Consider the following 16,705-nt stretch of genomic DNA (forward strand, 5'->3'; position numbering starts at 1 on the left):
GGCCTCCAGCGGGCAGTACACTGGATTCCCCTCTTCCCGAAGGGTTGCGTGTGTCCGAACCGACCGAGATCGACCGCGAGCGCGGCTACGTGGACGGCCTCTTCCGCCGTCTCGACGAGCTGACCGCCGAGGCCGAGCAGCGTCTCGCCGAGACCCGTCGTCAGGCGGTCGGCGGGAACCACCAGAGCCGCAGCGAGCGCGACGCGTACGCCCGACTCTACGAAGACACCGTGGCGACGCTCGAGCGCGTGGGGGACCGTCTGGTCTTCGGCCGCCTCGAGGTCTCCGAGCCCGACAGCTCGGAGGACGCCTTCCGCTACATCGGCCGTGTGGGCCTGCGTGACGCCGACCACCGCCCACTGCTGCTCGACTGGCGTGTGCCCGGTGCCAGCGCGTTCTACCAGGCCACCGCGGCGCACCCGATGGGCATGCGCTCGCGTCGCCACCTGTCGCTCGAGGGCCGTCGGGTCGTCGGCGTCGAGGACGAGGTGTTCGACGCCTCGCTCTACGACGACGAGCGCACCCACCTGCAGGGCGAGGGGGCGCTGCTGGCCGCGGTGACCGCCGAGCGCACCGGCCGGATGACCGACATCGTCGCCACCATCCAGGGCGAGCAGGACCGCATCATCCGCTCCCCGCTCGAGGGCGTCCTGATCGTGCAGGGCGGCCCCGGCACCGGCAAGACCGCCGTGGCGCTACACCGTGCGGCGTACCTGCTGTACTCGTACCGCGAGCGGCTGCGGGGCTCCGGCGTCCTGATGGTCGGCCCGTCGCCGGCGTTCCTGACGTACATCGAACAGGTCCTGCCGTCGCTCGGTGAGACCGGCGTCGTGATGGCCTCGCTCGGTTCGCTCTACCCGGGGGTGCACGCGACGACGCACGACGCCCGCGACGTCGCCGCCGTGAAGGGCTCCGCGCAGACGGCCGCACTCCTGCGCCGCGCCGTGCGGTCCCGCCAGGTGGTGCCGACCGAGTCGGTGACGCTCGACGTCGAGGGCGAGCGGCTCGTCGTGACGCCGCAGCTCGTGGCCGACGCGATGAAGCGCGCCCAGGACCGCGGCAAGCCCCACAACGCCGCGCGCGTGACGTTCAACAAGCTCGCGCTCGATGCGATGACCCGGCTGCTCGCCGAACAGCTGCGCGAGCGCGGCACGACGGTGGACGAGGCCGACGAGAAGGTCCTGCGCGAGGACATCCGGAGCTCCTACGACGCCCGGGTGCTGCTCAACACCGCGTGGCTGCCGCTGCCGCCGGAGAAGTTCCTCGAGGACCTGTACGCCCGTCCGAACTGGCTCGCCTCGCTGACCCCGGACTGGACCCCGGAACGCCGTGCCCTGCTGCAGCGCGCACGCGGTGCTGCCTGGACGGTCGAGGACGTCCCCCTGCTCGACGAGGCAGCCGAACTGCTCGGCCCGTTCGACCCGACCGGCGGCGCCGCCAAGCGCGCGGCGAAGGCCAGCCGCAACCGTGACATCGAGAACGCCCGTCAGGCGATCGAGAACATGGGCGTCGAGGGCATCGTCACCGCCGAGCAGGTCGCCGGCTCGTTCGCCGAGGGCGGCGACCCCCGCTCGACCGCGGAGCGCGCCGCCGACGACCGCGAGTGGACCTACGGGCACATCGTGGTCGACGAGGCGCAGGAGCTCTCGCCGATGCAGTGGCGCGTGCTCGCACGCCGCAACCCGCTGCGCTCCTTCACGATCGTCGGCGACATGGCGCAGGGCTCCTCGCCCGGGGCCGCGCGCACCTGGGACGACGTGCTCGGCGCGCTCGCCCGCCGGCGCCGTGGCCGGGCACCGCTCGTGCCGCTCGACCACCGCATCGAGCAGCTCACCGTGAACTACCGCACCCCGCGGTCGATCGTCGAGGCCGCCGGCGTGTTCGCCGACGGTGCCGGCCTGACCGTGACCCGCAACGAGGCCGTGCGCGACGGCGACCCCGTCGAGCGCGTCCGCGTCGCCCGCGCCGACCTGCTCGACACGGTCGTGTCGGTCGCCGACGCCGAACGGTCGCGGATCGGTGCCGGCACCATCGGCGTGATCGTCCCGGAGTCCGAGGTCGACGCCGTCCGGCAGCGGCTCACGCGCACCGAGGCCGACGTGCGCGGGCTCGCCTCGCCGCACGCCGGGTCGCTCACGGTGCTGACCGGGGCGGACGCCAAGGGCCTCGAGTTCGACGGCGTGCTGCTCGTCGACCCCGACCGGGTCGGTGCCGACGCTGCGCGCCCGGCGGCCGCGGTCTACGTCGCGATGACCCGTCCGACGCGGCGCCTGACGGTCATCGACGTCGACTGAGGGGTCGCGTTCGCGCATCGCGCGCGGCCACTTCGTGAGCAGAAATGGTCGAGTTCGCCGCGCGGAGGCGACCAATGCTGCTCACGATCCGCGGCGGTCCGGCCGGCGCGGGGCGGACGGGAGGACCGTGGCGGCTCCGGCACGGGCCCGCCGTCTCAGGACGGGTCGCCTGCAGAGCGGACGCGCGCGACGAGGTCGGCCCACGCGCCGTCGAGGCGGCGTCCAGGGATCGTCACGGTCGTGCGCTCGACGGTGATCGTCCACGTGAAGTCGTCGGGGACCGGCGGCCCGGCCGTCGCCGTCGCGGGGGTCCGGGGGAGCGCGTCGACGACCTCGGACCACGCCGCGGGGTCGGCGCTCGTGTCGGTGTCGACCCGCCAGTGCCGCGTGGTACCGGCGAAGCCCCCGGAACGACGGACCTCGATGCGCATGCTCCCGACCGTACGCCGGTGCGTGGCGCTCGATCGTCTCAGACGAGGACGCTCACCGTCCGCCAGGCGTCCTGCACCGCGGTGTGCTCCGCGGAACCGGCGCCGAACCGGGACCCAGCGGCGTCGATCGTCACGGCGGCGAAGCCAGCGAAGTCGATCGAGGCGGTGACGGCGTCCGAGGTCAGGGCGTCCCACCACACGGCACCGGCGCCCTGCCAGGCGTACCCGCCGATCGCGGTCGCCGCCAGGAAAAACGCGTGGTTCGGGATGCCGGAGTTCGTGTGCACCCCACCGGCGTCGTCGGTCGTCACGACGAAGTCGGCCATCGTCGCGGGCTGCGGGTCCTTGCCGAGCACCGGGTCGTCGTAGGCGGTACCCGGGGCCCGCATCGAGCGCAGAGCGTCGCCGTGCACGGCATCGGTGAAGAGCCCCTCGCCGATGAGCCAGCTCGCCTGCTCGGCGGTCTGCCCGGCCGCGTACTGGGCGACGAGGGAGCCGAACACGTCGCTGATCGACTCGTTGAGCGCCCCGGACTGCCCTTGGTAGGTCAGGTCGGCGGTGTACTGCGTGACGCCGTGCGCCAGTTCGTGCCCGATGACGTCGAGCGCGATGGTGAAGCGCCGGAAGACCTCGTCGTCGCCGTCGCCGAACACCATCCGGCTGCCGTCCCAGTAGGCGTTGTCGTAGTCCTGCCCGAAGTGGACCGTGGCGTCGAGGGGGAGTCCGGCACCGTCGATCGACACCCGGCCGAAGACGTCGAGCCAGAAGGCGTGGGTCGCACCGAGGCCCGCGTACGCCTCGTCGACGGCCGCGTCGCCGGTGTCGGGGGCGCCCTCGCTCCGGACCACCGTGCCGGGCAGGGTCGTCGTGCCGCGGGCGTCGGCGATCGTGCGCTGGGGCGACCGGTCGACCGTGCCGCTGACACGGCGCGGGGCGACCAGGTGCTGGTGCTTCGGGCTCTGCACGAGCTCGAGCGACGCCAGTGCGGTGCGCGCGGCCGAGGCCGCCCGGGGGAACTCGGCCGCCTGGGCCACGGCGTGGAGCAGGTAGGGCGGGACGACGGAGCGCCGGCTGTCGGTCGGGGTCATGCGCTCATGCAACCACCGGGCACCGACACCCCGGCCGCGGGTCAGTCGCGCTTGCGGTTCTCGACGAGACCGAGCGCGTAGGACTCCCACCACTGCCCGGCGGCCGGTCCACCGTTGCACGTGCCGTCGCTGAGACCCGGCGTCTTGACCCAGAGCAGGGCGTCGAGCCGGCTCGATCCGCCGGTGACGTGCGGGGCCTGGCCGAGACCCGCACCTTCGGGGTTGCACCACGTCCCGCGCCAGCCCTGACCGTTCCGGGAGACGTCGATGACGAAGTGCGGATCACCACCGATCGCGTCGGCGAGTTCGTCGGCGTAGGCGCGTTCCTGGTCGACCCGGTAGAAGTTCGACACGTTCGTGAAGAAGCCCTGCACCTCGTCGACGTCCGCCTGCCGCAGCCAGTCGGCCATCGTCGCGGTCGGGACACGGTTCTCGTTGCCGCCGTCGAGGTACACCGTCAGTCCGTGCCCGGTCAGCGCGTCCACGGCCTCGCGGAGCAGGGGGAGTCGGGAGTCGCGGAGGCGTTCGCAGTTCTGGATCTGTGCGATCGCGTCCGGCTCGACGAGCACGACGGCCTTCGAGCCAGCCATCGCGCGGACGGCGGACCGGACCCACGGCAGGTACGCGTCGTCGGTGGTGCCGCCCTTCGAGTAGCTGCCACAGTCGCGGTCCGGCACGGTGTACAGCACGAACACCGGGGTGGCCCGCTGCTGCTCGGCGTTCCGGACGACGGTGCGGATCGTCGTGCGCGTCTCGGACCGCGAGGCGTTCGTGAGCCAGGTCGCGATCGGCTGGTCGGCGATGCGGGCGATCTGCGCCGCGGTGTCGTCGTGTCCGGCGGCGCGGGCCTGGCGCTCGCGGATGCCCGGCTGGTTCACGTCCGACGGTTGGTGCGCGAGGCCGCCGGGGAACGCCTGCTCCGCGGTCTTCCGCGTCACGACGTCCCGTCCGCTCGCCGTCGGGTCGGCATCCGGCCCACTGCCGTGCGGCACGACGACCACGAGCGTCGTCACGACCGCCGCGACACCGACGACCGCGGCCGCGATCCACAGCCACTGACGTCGCGCGGACGCACGCTTCCCCTGGTGCTCCGGCATCCGGCGGTCCTCCCTGTTCGCACCCATGCTGACAGGTGCGGGGGAGTCCTGACCAGGACCCCGGGGTGTTCGTTCAGGTCGGCCGACGGCTTCTGCCAGGAGCGCCCCAGCGACCCCGCAGGACGGTGTTGCAGAATACCGGGATGTTCCGTCGACTCCTCCTCCTCGCCGTGACCGCGGCGTACGCCTGGGTGATCTGGCGGATGACGCTGACCCCGCAGGTCTTCACCTCGGCACAGAACTCGTTCGTGCTGCACGCGATCGCCTGGGTGCAGCAGCTGCCGCACGGCACCTGGTTCACGTACGAGCGCACCGAGTTCCTGGCCAACATCGCGATGTTCGTGCCGGTCGGCATGCTCGCCGCGCTCTGGCTGCCGCGGCGCTGGTGGATCCTCGGGGCCCTGGTCGCGGTCGCCCTGTCGACCGGCATCGAGTTCGCGCAGGCCACCTACCTGCCCTACCGCGTCGCCGACCCCCGCGACGTGCTGTCGAACGGCCTCGGTGGACTGCTCGGCGCGACGCTCGTCGGACTCGTCCGCAGTCTGCTGCCGGCGCCCCGTCGTCGCCGCCTGCGCGCCAGGACCGCCTAGGACTCTGGTAGTCTTGCGCGGTTGCCGTCGAACGGCCGCGGACAAAGAGCGCTCGTGCATCAGGCACGGGCACCGCGCAACGGACTGAAAGGGGATCTACGCATGGCACTTGACGCGAAGGTCAAGCAGGAGATCATCGAAGAGTACGCGACCCACCCGGGCGACACCGGTTCCCCCGAGGTCCAGGTCGCCGTTCTGACGCGTCGTATCAACGACCTGAACGAGCACCTCAAGGAGCACAAGCACGACCACCACTCGCGTCGTGGTCTGCTGCTCATGGTCGGTCAGCGTCGCCGTCTCCTCGGTTACCTCTCCGACGTCGACATCGCCCGCTACCGTGCGCTCATCGAGCGCCTCGGCCTGCGCCGCTAGTCGACGCCTCACGGCTTGACTGAACGCCCCGGTCCTCCTCGCGAGGACCGGGGCGTTCTCCGTTCCCGGGAATGGTTGCGCGCTGCGTGCGGTTCGGTACGATGTTCATGCAAACGCATCGAAAGTCGGGAACCACCATGACCACCATCGCCGTCGTCTCCGCCGGACTCTCCGAGCCCAGCTCCACCCGCCTGCTCGCCGACCGCCTGGGCGAGGCCGCCGTCGCCGCGCTCGTCGCCGAGGGCACGCCCGCGCACGTCCTGCACGTCGAGCTCCGGCCGCTCGCGCACGAGATCACCGACGCGATGCTCACCGGCTTCGCGGCGCCCGCGCTGTCCGCCGCCACGGCCGCGGTGGTCGAGGCCGACGCCGTCGTCTTCGTCACGCCGATCTTCACGGCCGGCGTCAGCGGTCTCGCGAAGTCGTTCCTCGACGTCCTCGACAAGGACGCGCTCGCCGACCTGCCCGTCCTGCTCGGCGCCACGGGCGGGACCTCGCGGCACTCGCTCGCCATCGACCACGCCCTGCGTCCGGTGTTCGCCTACCTCCGTGCAGCGGTGGTGCCGACCGGCGTGTTCGCCGCGACCGACGACTGGGGGAGCGACGGCGACGCCGCGGCCCTGGACGGACGCATCCGCCGGGCCGGAGCGGACCTGGCCTGGGCGATCCGGGCCTCCCGGCGGGCCCCGCAGGAAGCCGACGCGCTCCCCGGGACCGCGGACTTCGCGAGCCTGCTCGGCGGCCTCGGGCACTGACCCGGACCGCTGACCCCGCGGCCCGCTCTTAGGCGGACCACAGGGTTCGTGGGGTCGGAGTGCGGCCGGCTGGCGGCTCGCTCATCGGTGCGCTCGGGAACCTCGTCATGACGACGAGGAGGACCGATGGACACCAGAGGCAACGGCAAGCGATCCGCACGGATCACGAGTGCGCTCGTGAGCCTGGGCGGACTCGCGGTCGCGACGGTCACGGGTGCGGGGCTGTGGTTCGGGCACGAGCAGGCCAGCACGACGACGACCGACACGTCCACGAGCACGAGCACCACGACGGACTCCGGTTCGGGTACCGGGACGTCGAGCGACTCCACCACCGACTCCGGGTCCTCGTCCTCCTCGTCGTCGAACGACACGTCGAACGACTCGTCGAACGACACGTCGACCGACAGCGGCACGAGCAGCAGCGACACCGGCGTCTCGCAGGGCAGCACCGGTGGGTCGTCCGACACGACGACGACGGGATCGTGACCGTGCGCGCCGCCGCCGAGTGGGACCTCTGGACCACCACAGCCCGGGTCGTCCTCGACCACCGCGACCGCCGCCACCTCGCCGCCGCCGAGTCCTGCGTCCGCGAGGTCACGGCCGCCGTCGACGCCGCGTGCAGCCGGTTCCGCGACGATTCCGAGCTCCTGTCCCGCGCCGACGAGCTGGTGCGCGGCACCGAGGTCTCGCCGTTGCTGGCGACGCTCGTGCACCAGGCCGTCGACGCCGCCCGGCTGTCCGACGGGGACGTCGACCCGACGCTCGGCCGACGGATGGTGTCCCTCGGGTACGACGCCGCGTTCGCCGACGCGCTACCGGTCCCGTCATCCGACGCCGTGGCCCGATCGCTCGACGACCGCCCGGCGTGGCAGCGGATCCTGCTGTCCGGCACGTTCCTGCGGGTCCCCGAGGGCGTCACGCTCGACCTCGGTGCCACGGCGAAGGCCGCCGCCGCGGACATGGCGGCCGCGAGCATCACCGCGCGGCTCGGCGTCGGTGCCCTCGTCTCGCTCGGCGGGGACGTCGCCACGGCCGGCCCGGACCCCTCCGGCGGCTGGCAGGTGCGCGTGCAGGACCTGGCGGACGACCCCGTCGACCACGTCCGCATCGCCTCCGGGTGGTCCGTCGCGACCTCGAGCACGCAGAAGCGCCGCTGGGAGCAGGACGGGACCGCGCGGCACCACATCCTCGATCCGCGGTGGGGTCTGCCCGCCGACCCGGTGTGGCGGTCGGTGACGGTCGTCGCCCCCTCGTGCACCACCGCCAACACGATGACCACCGCCGCCGTCGTCCGGGGGCACGGCGCCGTGGACTGGCTCCGACAGAGCGGCCGTGCGGCCCGGCTCGTCGCGGCCGACGGCTCCGTGCTGCGGATCGGCGGCTGGCCGGAGGACCAGGCTGCCGACGGTGCCGTCACCGTCGACGGGGCGGACGCCGCCTGATGGACACCGCGCTCTGGGTGGTCGGCCGCGGCACGGGCGTCGCCGCCGTCGTGCTCCTGACCCTGACGGTCCTGCTCGGCATCGTGACCCGCGGCGGACGACCGCTCCCCGGCCTGCCGCGGTTCGGCGTGCAGCTCGTGCACCGGGACGTCGCCCTGGCGTCCACCGTGTTCGTGGCCGTGCACGTGGTGACGCTGCTGCTCGACACCGAGGCCGAACTGCGCCTGCTGGACGCCGTCGTGCCGTTCGTCGGCGCGTACCGCTGGTTCTGGCTCGGGCTCGGCACCCTGGCGGTCGACCTGCTCGTGGTGCTCGTCGTCACGGGGATGCTCCGCCGGGTGATCGGTCCGCGGGTGTTCCGCGCCGTGCATTGGACCGCCTACGCCATGTGGCCGATCGCGATGGCGCACGCGATCGGCACCGGGACCGACGGCACGTCCGCCTGGTTCCTGGTGGTCGCCGGGAGCTGCGCCGCCGCCGTCCTCGGCGCCGTGGCCTGGCGCTGCACGGCCGGCGTCACCGCGTTCCGTCCGACCCCGAAGGAGGCCCTCCGATGACGCTGACCCACCCGCTCACCGTGCCACCACCGACCGGCACGCAGCGACTCCTCGCCGCCCCCGGCCCTGGACTCGACGCCCACCACCGCACGCACGGGTCGCTGCCGCACGTGGGACCCGGGATCATCGACGAGATCGGTCTCGCCGGGGTCGACGGCCGCGGCGGAGCCGGGTTCCCGCTCGCCCGCAAGCTCGACGCCGTGGCGGGCCGGACCCGGCGCGGGAGCCGCGGTGCCCCGATCGTCATCGCCAACGGTGCCGAGGGGGAACCCGCCAGTCGCAAGGACGCCGTCCTGCTCGAACGCGCACCGCACCTGGTGCTCGACGGCATCGTCGTCGCGGCGCTCGCGATCGGTGCGACCGAGGCCGTGGTCGCCACGAGCGCGCGGCTCGCCGACCGGGTCCGGCAGGCACTCGCCGAACGCACCGACGGCCGGCGCGGCACCGGCACCGACCCGGTCGCCATCGAGGTCCGGGCACTGCCCCACACCACCTTCGTCGCCGGGCAGGCCACGGCACTCGCCTCGGCCGTCGCCGGAGGACGAGGACTGCCGGAGGACCGCGTCGTGCGGCTCGCCGACCGTGGCCCGAGCGGTCGCGCGACCCTCGTGTCGAACGTCGAGACCCTGGCCCAGGCGGCACTCGTCGCACGGTACGGGGCGGCGTGGGCGCGGAGCGTCGGCAGCGCGAGCGCTCCCGGCACCCGTCTCGTGACGGTCAGCGACGTGACCGACCCTGGCGGGGCCGTGGTGCTGGAGACCGCCGGGGGTGCGCCGCTCGGGCAGCTGCTGGGGGCCTACCGGCTACCGGCGGCCGACCCTCGACGGACGCGAGCCGTCCTGCTCGGCGGGTGGGGCGGCACCTGGGTGCCGGCCGCAGCGCTCGACGCGGCCTTCGACGTCGACGGGCTCGCACCGTGGGGGGCGGCGCCCGGGGCGGGCGTGCTGGCCGTGCTCGACGACCGGACCTGCCCGGTCGGGGTCACCGCAGGCCTCGCCGCGGCGCTCGCCGGGGCGTCCGCCGGCCGCTGCGGGCCGTGCGTGAACGGGTTGCCGCGGATCGCCGACGTGGTCGCCGACCTGGCCTCCGGGCGTCGGGCGGGCGACCTGGCCGGCGAGGTCCGGCGGGTCGCTGCCCTGGTCGACGGACGCGGGGCCTGCCACCACCCGGACGGCGTCGCGCGGATGGTGCGGAGCGCCCTCGACGTGTTCCACGACGACGTGCAGGCGCACCTGCGGGGCGCGTGCCTGGTCGGGCCCGGTGCGGCCGGGTCCGGCTCGGCGGGGTCCGGCTCGGTCGGTGGACTCCGATGACCGCCGCCGCCGGTCCCGTCGTGCTGCACGTCGACTGGACCCGCTGCCGGGGACGCGGCCTGTGCACCGAACTCTTCGCCGAGCGGCTGGCGCGCGACGAGTGGGGCTACCCGATCGCGCGCGACAGCGGCGGCACCCGCGATGTGCCGGTGCGGCCGGACGAACGCGCCGCCGCTGCGGACGCGGTGGCGATGTGCCCGCTGCAGGCACTGCGAATGGTGGAGCAGTGAGCAGTCGTGCTCAGTACCAGTGCGGGTTGACGCTCATCTCGTGGCCCCACGCACCGCACGGCGACCCGTAGGCGCTCTTGATGTAGGCGAGTCCCCAGTTGATCTGCGTGTTCGCGTTCGTCCGCCAGTCCGCCCCGGCCGCCGACATCTTGTCAGCGGGCAGGGACTGCGGGATGCCGTAGGCGCCGCTCGAGGCGTTCAGCGCGTTCGCCCGCCAGCCGGACTCCTGCGTCCACAGCGACACCAGGCAGGAGAACTGGTCGTCGCCCCAGCCGTACGAGCTCAGGGCGCTCCGCGCGTACGCCTGTGCGGCCGCAGGGTCCACCACGACACCGCCGGTGCTCGGGTAGCTCGTGCCCCCGCCCCCACTGGCGCTGGTGCTCCCGCCGCTGCCGGTGTCGGCGCTCGCCGAGGCTGCTGCCGCCGCCTGTGCCGCGGCGGCCGCCGCACGCTTGCGCTGCTGTTCGGCCTTCTGCGCCGCGACCTTCTGCCCGAGCTCGTACCCGGCGGCCTGCTTCGCGGTGGTGTCCCGGAGCGACGCGAGCTGCGCGTACAGCTCGTCGCTGTGCTGCTCGGTCGACTCGACCGCGGCGTTCGCCACGGCCTCGGCGGACTTCGCCGCCGCGGACCGTTCCTCGGCCGCCTGCGCACGCGTCGCGCGTTCGGTCTCGGCGCGTTCGGCCTGTTCGTGCAGTGACGATGCCGTGCCGGCCGCGACGGACGCCTCGTCCATCACGCCGGACCACGTGGACGACAGCTGGTCGAGCGCGCCCAGCTGGTAGAGCAGCTGGTCGGGGTTCCCCGCGGTCGCGATCCGGGTGGTCATCTGGTTCGTGCTGCCGTCGCGGTACAGGTTCGCCGCCAGCTGCCCGGCGCGTGTCTGCGCACGCTCGGCCGTCTCGGACGCGCGGTGCGCCTGGGCCTGGAGGCTCGTGGCGGCCTGGGTGGCCTCCGCCAGCTCCGCCTCGGCCGCGTCCGCCTTCGACGAGGCCGTCAGCGCGGCCTGCGACTTCGCCGCTGCTTCGTCCTGCGCCGACTGCAGCGCGGCCTGCACCTTGGTGACCTCGGCGCGCTTGGCGGTCTCGTTCCCCTTGGCCTGTTGCACGTCCTGCCAGGTCGGGTACTCCGTCGCGGACGCCGGGACAGCGGTGAGGACCGGGGCGACGAGCGCGCCGACGACCACGGCGGCCGCGACGAGCACGCCCCGCGAGGGGGTGAGACGCATGGCAGCAGATTACCGAGGCTCGCCCGGCCGTCAGCGAGCCGCGCCGCCGATTCCCTGTGGACTGGTAAAGTCCATCGTGTCCGAGGACCGTTTCCCCGGATGTTCGACACAACACTGCGCAGGCCGGGCACGGAGCTGGTCATCGGTGGTGGCTCGCGGGCCGGAACGGTTTCCCGAGTGCTTCTACTGCTGGCCAGACATGCGTCCGGAACGATCGGCGCGCACGCACCATCGAGTGCCGTCGCCACGGCCTGCCGAACACACATCAAGGAGGCACCCTTTTGGAGGGTCCCGAGATCAAGTTCGCCGAAGCCGTCATCGACAACGGCAAGTACGGCAAGCGCACCGTCCGGTTCGAGACCGGTCGGCTCGCACAGCAGGCGCAGGGCGCGGTCGCCGCGTACCTCGACGAGGAAACGATGCTCCTCTCGGCCACCAGCGCCGGCAAGCACCCGCGTGAAGGATTCGACTTCTTCCCGCTGACCGTCGACGTCGAGGAGCGCTCCTACGCCGCCGGCAAGATCCCCGGTTCGTTCTTCCGCCGCGAAGGCCGCCCGTCGACCGAGGCCATCCTGGTCTGCCGACTCATCGACCGGCCGCTGCGCCCGTCGTTCGTCGACGGCCTGCGCAACGAGGTCCAGATCGTCATCACCGTCCTGAGCATCGCTCCGGACGAGTTCTACGACGCGCTGGCCATCAACGCCGCGTCCGCGTCGACGCAGATCTCCGGTCTGCCGTTCTCCGGCCCGATCGCCGGTGTGCGCCTCGCGCTGATCGGCGAACAGTGGGTCGCGTTCCCGAAGGCATCGCAGCTCGCCGACGCCGTCTTCGACCTCACGGTCGCCGGCCGTGTCGTCACCGACGAGGCGGGCAACGAGGACGTCGCCATCATGATGGTCGAAGCCGAGGCCACCGAGCACAGCTGGGAGCTCATCCAGGGCGGCGCCACCAAGCCCGACGAGGCCGTCGTCGCGCAGGGTCTTGAGGCGGCCAAGCCGTTCCTCAAGTCCCTCGTCGACGCCCAGGCGAAGCTCGCCGCGCAGTCCGCCAAGGAGATCCAGGACTACCCGGTCTTCCCGCCGTACGCGCCCGAGGTCTACTCGGCCGTCGAGGCCATCGCGCTCTCCGAGCTCGGTGACGTCTACAAGATCGCCGCCAAGACCGAGCGCCAGGACGCCGACGACGCACTCAAGTCGCGCGTCAAGGAGGCCATCGCGGCGAAGGTGTCGGCGGGCGAACTGCCCGACGTCGCCAACTCGCAGGTCAGCGCCGCGTACAAGTCGGTCACGAAGAAGGTCGTCCGCGGCCGCATCCTGACCGAGCAGGTCCGCATGGACGGTCGCGGCCTCGCCGACATCCGTCCGCTCGACGCCGAGGTCGCCGTGATCCCGCGCGTCCACGGTTCGGCGATCTTCCAGCGCGGCGAGACGCAGATCCTCGGCGTCACCACGCTGAACATGCTCAAGATGGAGCAGCAGATCGACTCGCTGTCGCCCGTCACGAAGAAGCGCTACCTGCACCACTACAACTTCCCGCCCTACTCGACCGGTGAGACCGGCCGTGTGGGTTCGCCGAAGCGTCGCGAGATCGGGCACGGCTTCCTCGCCGAGCGCGCCCTCGTGCCGGTGCTGCCGACGCGTGAAGAGTTCCCGTACGCCATCCGTCAGGTCTCCGAGGCGCTCAGCTCCAACGGCTCGACCTCGATGGGTTCCGTCTGCGCCTCGACCCTCTCGCTGCTCAACGCCGGTGTGCCCCTCAAGGCCCCGGTCGCCGGCATCGCGATGGGCCTGGTGTCCGACACCGTCGACGGTCAGACCCGCTACGCGGCCCTGACCGACATCCTCGGTGCGGAAGACGCCCTCGGCGACATGGACTTCAAGGTCGCCGGTACCTCGGAGTTCGTCACCGCGATCCAGCTCGACACCAAGCTCGACGGCATCCCGTCGACGGTGCTCGACGCGGCGCTGAAGCAGGCCAAGGAGGCCCGCTCGGCCATCCTCGGTGTGCTGAACGAGGCGATCGACGCCCCCGACGAGATGGCGGACACCGCTCCTCGCGTCATCTCGGTGCAGATCCCCGTCGACAAGATCGGCGAGCTGATCGGCCCGAAGGGCAAGACGATCAACGGCATCCAGGACGAGACCGGTGCCGACATCTCGATCGAGGACAACGGCACCGTCTACATCGGTGCCGTCGACGGACCGTCGGCCGAGGCTGCTCGTGCGTCGGTCAACGCGATCGCGAACCCGACCAACCCGGAGATCGGGGACCAGTTCCTCGGCACCGTCGTGAAGATCGCCACGTTCGGCGCCTTCGTGTCGCTGCTCCCGGGCCGTGACGGTCTGCTCCACGTCTCCGAGGTGCGCAAGCTCGCCGGTGGCAAGCGTGTGGAGAACGTCGAGGACGTCCTGGGCGTCGGCCAGAAGGTCCTGGTCGAGGTCACCAAGGTGGACGACCGCGGCAAGCTGTCGCTCGCGCCGGTCGTCGCCGAGGAGTCGGACACCGACTCCAGCGGTGCCCGCGAGGAGTCGACGGACGCCACCGTCTGATCCACCCCTGGCACACGAACGGCCGTCGTCCCTTCCGGGGCGGCGGCCGTTCGTCGTTGCTGGGTCGTCCTACGCGGCGGGGGTCTCCTGCGTGCCGACGAGCTGTGCACGGCCGAGCAGGTGCTCGCGCAGCACGAACCCGACGACCGCGGGGGTCGCGTCGGCAGGCGCCTCGAGCAGCGGCACGTCGAGGGCGCTCAGCGTGAAGAAGTAGCGGTGCACGCCGTGGCCCGCGGGCGGAGCGGCGCCGAGGAACGTGTCGGTGCCGAACTCGTTGCGGCGGCGGAGTGCCTCGGCCGGCAGCAGGGCGTCGTCGGTGCCGGCGCCGGCGGGCAGCGAGGTCGCCGAGCCCGGGATGTCGGTCAGGCTCCAGTGCCAGAAGCCCGAACCGGTCGGGGCGTCGGGGTCGTACACGGTGAGCACGAAGCTCTTCGTGCCCTCGGGAGCGCCGGACCACTCGAGTGCGGGGGAGCGGTCCTGGCCACCCGCGTCGGTGCCGCGCGCCGAGGTCGGCAGCGCGCCGCCGTCGGCGAAGTCGGGGCTGGTCAGGGTGAACGAGGGGACCTCGGGGAGGTTCCAGTTGGGGTCATTGGCCATGCGCCCAGCCAACACCCACAGCCTCGGCGACTGCCCGACGCGGTCGCCCGACGCCGGCTGCTCGCTGCTCGGCCTGGCCGATGTGCGCTGATCCGCGTCGAACGCCGCCGAACGCTGGAGTCGCCCCCTGTTCGGGGGTATCTTCGCCGCACGATCGACCATCCCGCCGATCGCGGCTCGACCGACCCGTTTCCCTGCAGCGTCGGTGGGGTCCCGTGCTGCCAGCACGACATGAGGACAACGATGTTCGACAAGCGTTTCATCCACCACGCCATCGATCGCAGCGCCGAGAACGCGCTCGACCGACGACGGTTCTTCGCAGCCGCCGGCGTCGCCGGCGCCTCAGCCGGCATCGCCGCGCTCGGCTCGTCGGTGCTCACCACCGACCGCGCCGCCGCCACCCCGGAAGAGGACGGTGCCGTCTCCGACGCCGCCATCCTCAACTTCGCCCTGAACCTCGAGTACCTCGAGGCCGAGTTCTACCTGCGTGCCGTGTTCGGCGCGGGCCTCGCCGACAGCATGATCACCGGCATCGACCCGCAGGGGCCGGTGATCGGTGGCAAGAAGGTGCCGTTCAAGACCGCGGCCATCCGCGGCATCGCCACCGAGATCGCGAACGACGAGCGCGCGCACGTGGCGTTCCTCCGATCCGCCCTCGGCGGTGCGAAGGTCTCGCGTCCGAAGATCGACCTCGTGTCGAGCTTCACCGCGGCGGCGCGCGCTGCGGGTGTGGTCGGTCCGACCGGCACCTTCGACCCGTTCGCCAGCGAGGAGAACTTCCTGCTCGGGGCGTACATCTTCGAGGACGTCGGGGTGACCGCCTACAAGGGAGCCGCGCCGCTCATCACCAGCAAGACGTACCTCAGTGCCGCGGCGGGCATCCTCGCCGTCGAGGCCTACCACGCCGGGATCATCCGGTCGAAGCTCTCGGACAAGGGGCTGCAGGTGCCGGCGAACAAGATCTCCGACGCCCGTGACTCGCTCGACGGTCCGACCGACGACGACCAGGGGGTGACGACCCGGTCGGGAGCGGTGAACCTCGTGCCGACGGACTCGAACTCGCTCGCCTACGGCCGCACCGCGGAGCGTGTCCTGAACGTGGTGTTCCTGAACCCGAACCAGATCGACAAGGGCGGGTTCTTCCCGGACGGCGTCAACGGGTCGATCGTCGCGAGCGGCAACCCCGGGAGCGCCACCGGACCGGCCTGATCCGCGCGACGCGACCGGTCGCGGTGAGCGCGACCACAGTGCGGACGGGAGGCACGGTGCCAGCTGGCACCGTGCCTCCCGTCCGCTCGTGGTCGCGAAAGCGACGGATGTCCGTCACGTCGGCGGATCCGTGCCGCGAGGGCGACAGTGTGCCGCGAACAGTTCGCGGCAGACTGTCGCTTTCGCGGCAGGCGGGCGGCAGATGGGCCGCAGCCGAGCGGGGCCCCGACGGCAGCCGGGCGTCAGGCGGCGAGGACGCGGTCGACGACGCGACCGAGCGCTGCCGTCGCCGCGATGGCGTCACCGGCGTAGGCGCCGGCCATCGCACCGTCGCGCGCGAGCATGAGCTCGTCGGCACCGTCGCCCGGCAGCTGGTGGCCGGACTCCTGCAGCAGGGTGGCGAGCCGGTCGGTGTACCAGTCGCGGTGGGTGGCGACCACCTCGCGCACGGGGTCGCGGGGGTCGTGGTACTCGGCGGCGGCGTTGAGGAACGCGCACCCGCGGAAGTCGGCGTCGTTGACCTCGTCCGCCAGGGCGGCGACCCACGCGCGGACCGCTGCGGCGGAGGAGCCGGCGTCGGTGACGAGCTGTTCCAGGCGTTCCTGCACCCGCTCGTGCTGCGTGCGGATGTAGGCGAGGATCAGGTTGTCCTTCGACCCGTAGTGCTTGTAGAACGTCGCCTTCGTGACGCTCGCCTCGGAGATGAGGCGGTCGACGCCGACGCTGTGGATGCCCTCTTCGTAGAAGAGTCGCGTGGCCGTCTCGAGGATGCGGACCTTCGCGCCGCCGGAGCGGGGAGTCGGGGGGACGCTCGACCCGTCCGGCGACGCGAGGTTCGTGCTCGGACCAGGGAGACGCTGGACGGCCGGTTGGGGGGAATCGACCGTCACAGCGTGGCTCCTTGGTTCATCGGCTCCGCGGACGAGTGGGGGGACTCGTGGCCGCGAGGACTGATG

Annotated in this window: 17 protein-coding genes; 11 read left to right on the forward strand and 6 right to left on the reverse strand. The window is 72.5% G+C overall.

What is annotated here, in order from left to right; translation table 11 throughout:
- The first annotated feature begins 50 nt into the window (after window positions 1-50).
- On the forward strand, window positions 51-2,294 hold the full coding sequence (locus EDF31_RS05755) for an AAA family ATPase (RefSeq protein WP_243649878.1): 2,244 nt from the start codon (window positions 51-53) through the stop codon (window positions 2,292-2,294).
- Between the two features lie 155 nt (window positions 2,295-2,449).
- Here EDF31_RS05755 and EDF31_RS05760 read toward each other — a convergent pair whose 3' ends face one another.
- Genes EDF31_RS05760 through EDF31_RS05770 form a run of 3 tightly spaced genes read right to left on the reverse strand, consistent with a single transcriptional unit; the run spans window position 2,450 to window position 4,910 of the window.
- A complete protein-coding gene (locus EDF31_RS05760) occupies window positions 2,450-2,725 on the reverse strand; it encodes a protealysin inhibitor emfourin (RefSeq protein ID WP_111084572.1) in 276 nt (91 codons plus the stop codon).
- Window positions 2,726-2,763: 38 nt separating this feature from the next.
- Complete coding sequence (locus tag EDF31_RS05765; RefSeq protein WP_131845472.1) at window positions 2,764-3,813, reverse strand: M4 family metallopeptidase; 1,050 nt, start codon at window positions 3,811-3,813, stop codon at window positions 2,764-2,766.
- A gap of 41 nt (window positions 3,814-3,854) precedes the next feature.
- A complete protein-coding gene (locus EDF31_RS05770; RefSeq protein WP_165901336.1) occupies window positions 3,855-4,910 on the reverse strand; it encodes a glycoside hydrolase family 6 protein in 1,056 nt (351 codons plus the stop codon).
- Between the two features lie 143 nt (window positions 4,911-5,053).
- Between EDF31_RS05770 and EDF31_RS05775 the strand changes: the two genes are divergently transcribed.
- From EDF31_RS05775 to EDF31_RS05805, 8 genes are all read left to right on the forward strand, one after another.
- On the forward strand, window positions 5,054-5,500 hold the full coding sequence (locus EDF31_RS05775) for a VanZ family protein (RefSeq protein WP_123293926.1): 447 nt from the start codon (window positions 5,054-5,056) through the stop codon (window positions 5,498-5,500).
- A gap of 102 nt (window positions 5,501-5,602) precedes the next feature.
- Entirely contained in the window at window positions 5,603-5,872 is a 270-nt protein-coding gene (gene rpsO / locus EDF31_RS05780) for a 30S ribosomal protein S15 (protein ID WP_070416523.1), read from the forward strand.
- A gap of 137 nt (window positions 5,873-6,009) precedes the next feature.
- Window positions 6,010-6,627 (forward strand): CE1759 family FMN reductase, encoded by a 618-nt coding sequence (locus EDF31_RS05785; RefSeq protein ID WP_131845474.1) that lies wholly within the window; start codon window positions 6,010-6,012, stop codon window positions 6,625-6,627.
- A gap of 126 nt (window positions 6,628-6,753) precedes the next feature.
- On the forward strand, window positions 6,754-7,113 hold the full coding sequence (locus EDF31_RS20150) for a hypothetical protein (protein WP_207896042.1): 360 nt from the start codon (window positions 6,754-6,756) through the stop codon (window positions 7,111-7,113).
- On the forward strand, window positions 7,110-8,069 hold the full coding sequence (locus tag EDF31_RS05790; RefSeq protein WP_207896041.1) for an FAD:protein FMN transferase: 960 nt from the start codon (window positions 7,110-7,112) through the stop codon (window positions 8,067-8,069). Before EDF31_RS20150 ends, EDF31_RS05790 begins: the two co-directional genes overlap by 4 nt.
- A complete protein-coding gene (locus EDF31_RS05795) occupies window positions 8,069-8,626 on the forward strand; it encodes a ferric reductase-like transmembrane domain-containing protein (protein ID WP_131845476.1) in 558 nt (185 codons plus the stop codon). Before EDF31_RS05790 ends, EDF31_RS05795 begins: the two co-directional genes overlap by 1 nt.
- Window positions 8,623-9,939 (forward strand): NADH-ubiquinone oxidoreductase-F iron-sulfur binding region domain-containing protein, encoded by a 1,317-nt coding sequence (locus EDF31_RS05800; RefSeq protein ID WP_131845477.1) that lies wholly within the window; start codon window positions 8,623-8,625, stop codon window positions 9,937-9,939. The genes EDF31_RS05795 and EDF31_RS05800 overlap by 4 nt, the downstream gene beginning before the upstream one ends.
- A complete protein-coding gene (locus tag EDF31_RS05805; RefSeq protein WP_131845478.1) occupies window positions 9,936-10,169 on the forward strand; it encodes a ferredoxin in 234 nt (77 codons plus the stop codon). The genes EDF31_RS05800 and EDF31_RS05805 overlap by 4 nt, the downstream gene beginning before the upstream one ends.
- 10 nt (window positions 10,170-10,179) lie before the next feature.
- Here the strand turns inward: EDF31_RS05805 and EDF31_RS19880 are convergent, their stop codons facing one another.
- Window positions 10,180-11,394 carry a hypothetical protein gene (locus EDF31_RS19880; RefSeq protein WP_165901337.1) on the reverse strand — a complete coding sequence of 405 codons (1,215 nt, stop codon included), beginning with the start codon at window positions 11,392-11,394 and terminating at the stop codon, window positions 10,180-10,182.
- 281 nt (window positions 11,395-11,675) lie between these two features.
- Between EDF31_RS19880 and EDF31_RS05815 the strand changes: the two genes are divergently transcribed.
- On the forward strand, window positions 11,676-13,943 hold the full coding sequence (locus tag EDF31_RS05815; RefSeq protein WP_123293920.1) for a polyribonucleotide nucleotidyltransferase: 2,268 nt from the start codon (window positions 11,676-11,678) through the stop codon (window positions 13,941-13,943).
- Between the two features lie 69 nt (window positions 13,944-14,012).
- Here the strand turns inward: EDF31_RS05815 and EDF31_RS05820 are convergent, their stop codons facing one another.
- Window positions 14,013-14,540: a YbhB/YbcL family Raf kinase inhibitor-like protein gene (locus EDF31_RS05820; RefSeq protein ID WP_131845479.1), complete on the reverse strand. Its 528-nt coding sequence runs from the start codon at window positions 14,538-14,540 to the stop codon at window positions 14,013-14,015.
- 243 nt (window positions 14,541-14,783) lie between these two features.
- Here EDF31_RS05820 and EDF31_RS05825 point away from each other — a divergent pair, with 243 nt between their 5' ends.
- The gene (locus EDF31_RS05825) at window positions 14,784-15,749 is read left to right on the forward strand and encodes a ferritin-like domain-containing protein (RefSeq protein ID WP_131845480.1); all 966 of its coding nucleotides are present in this window, start codon (window positions 14,784-14,786) and stop codon (window positions 15,747-15,749) included.
- Between the two features lie 242 nt (window positions 15,750-15,991).
- On the opposite strand, the gene EDF31_RS05830 is transcribed toward EDF31_RS05825, so the two are convergent.
- Window positions 15,992-16,639, reverse strand: a complete 648-nt coding sequence (locus tag EDF31_RS05830) for a TetR/AcrR family transcriptional regulator (protein ID WP_131845481.1) — start codon at window positions 16,637-16,639, stop codon at window positions 15,992-15,994.
- Window positions 16,640-16,705: the final 66 nt, after the last annotated feature.

It is taken from the genome of Curtobacterium sp. PhB142 (genome assembly GCF_004341255.1).
GTDB lineage: Bacteria > Actinomycetota > Actinomycetes > Actinomycetales > Microbacteriaceae > Curtobacterium.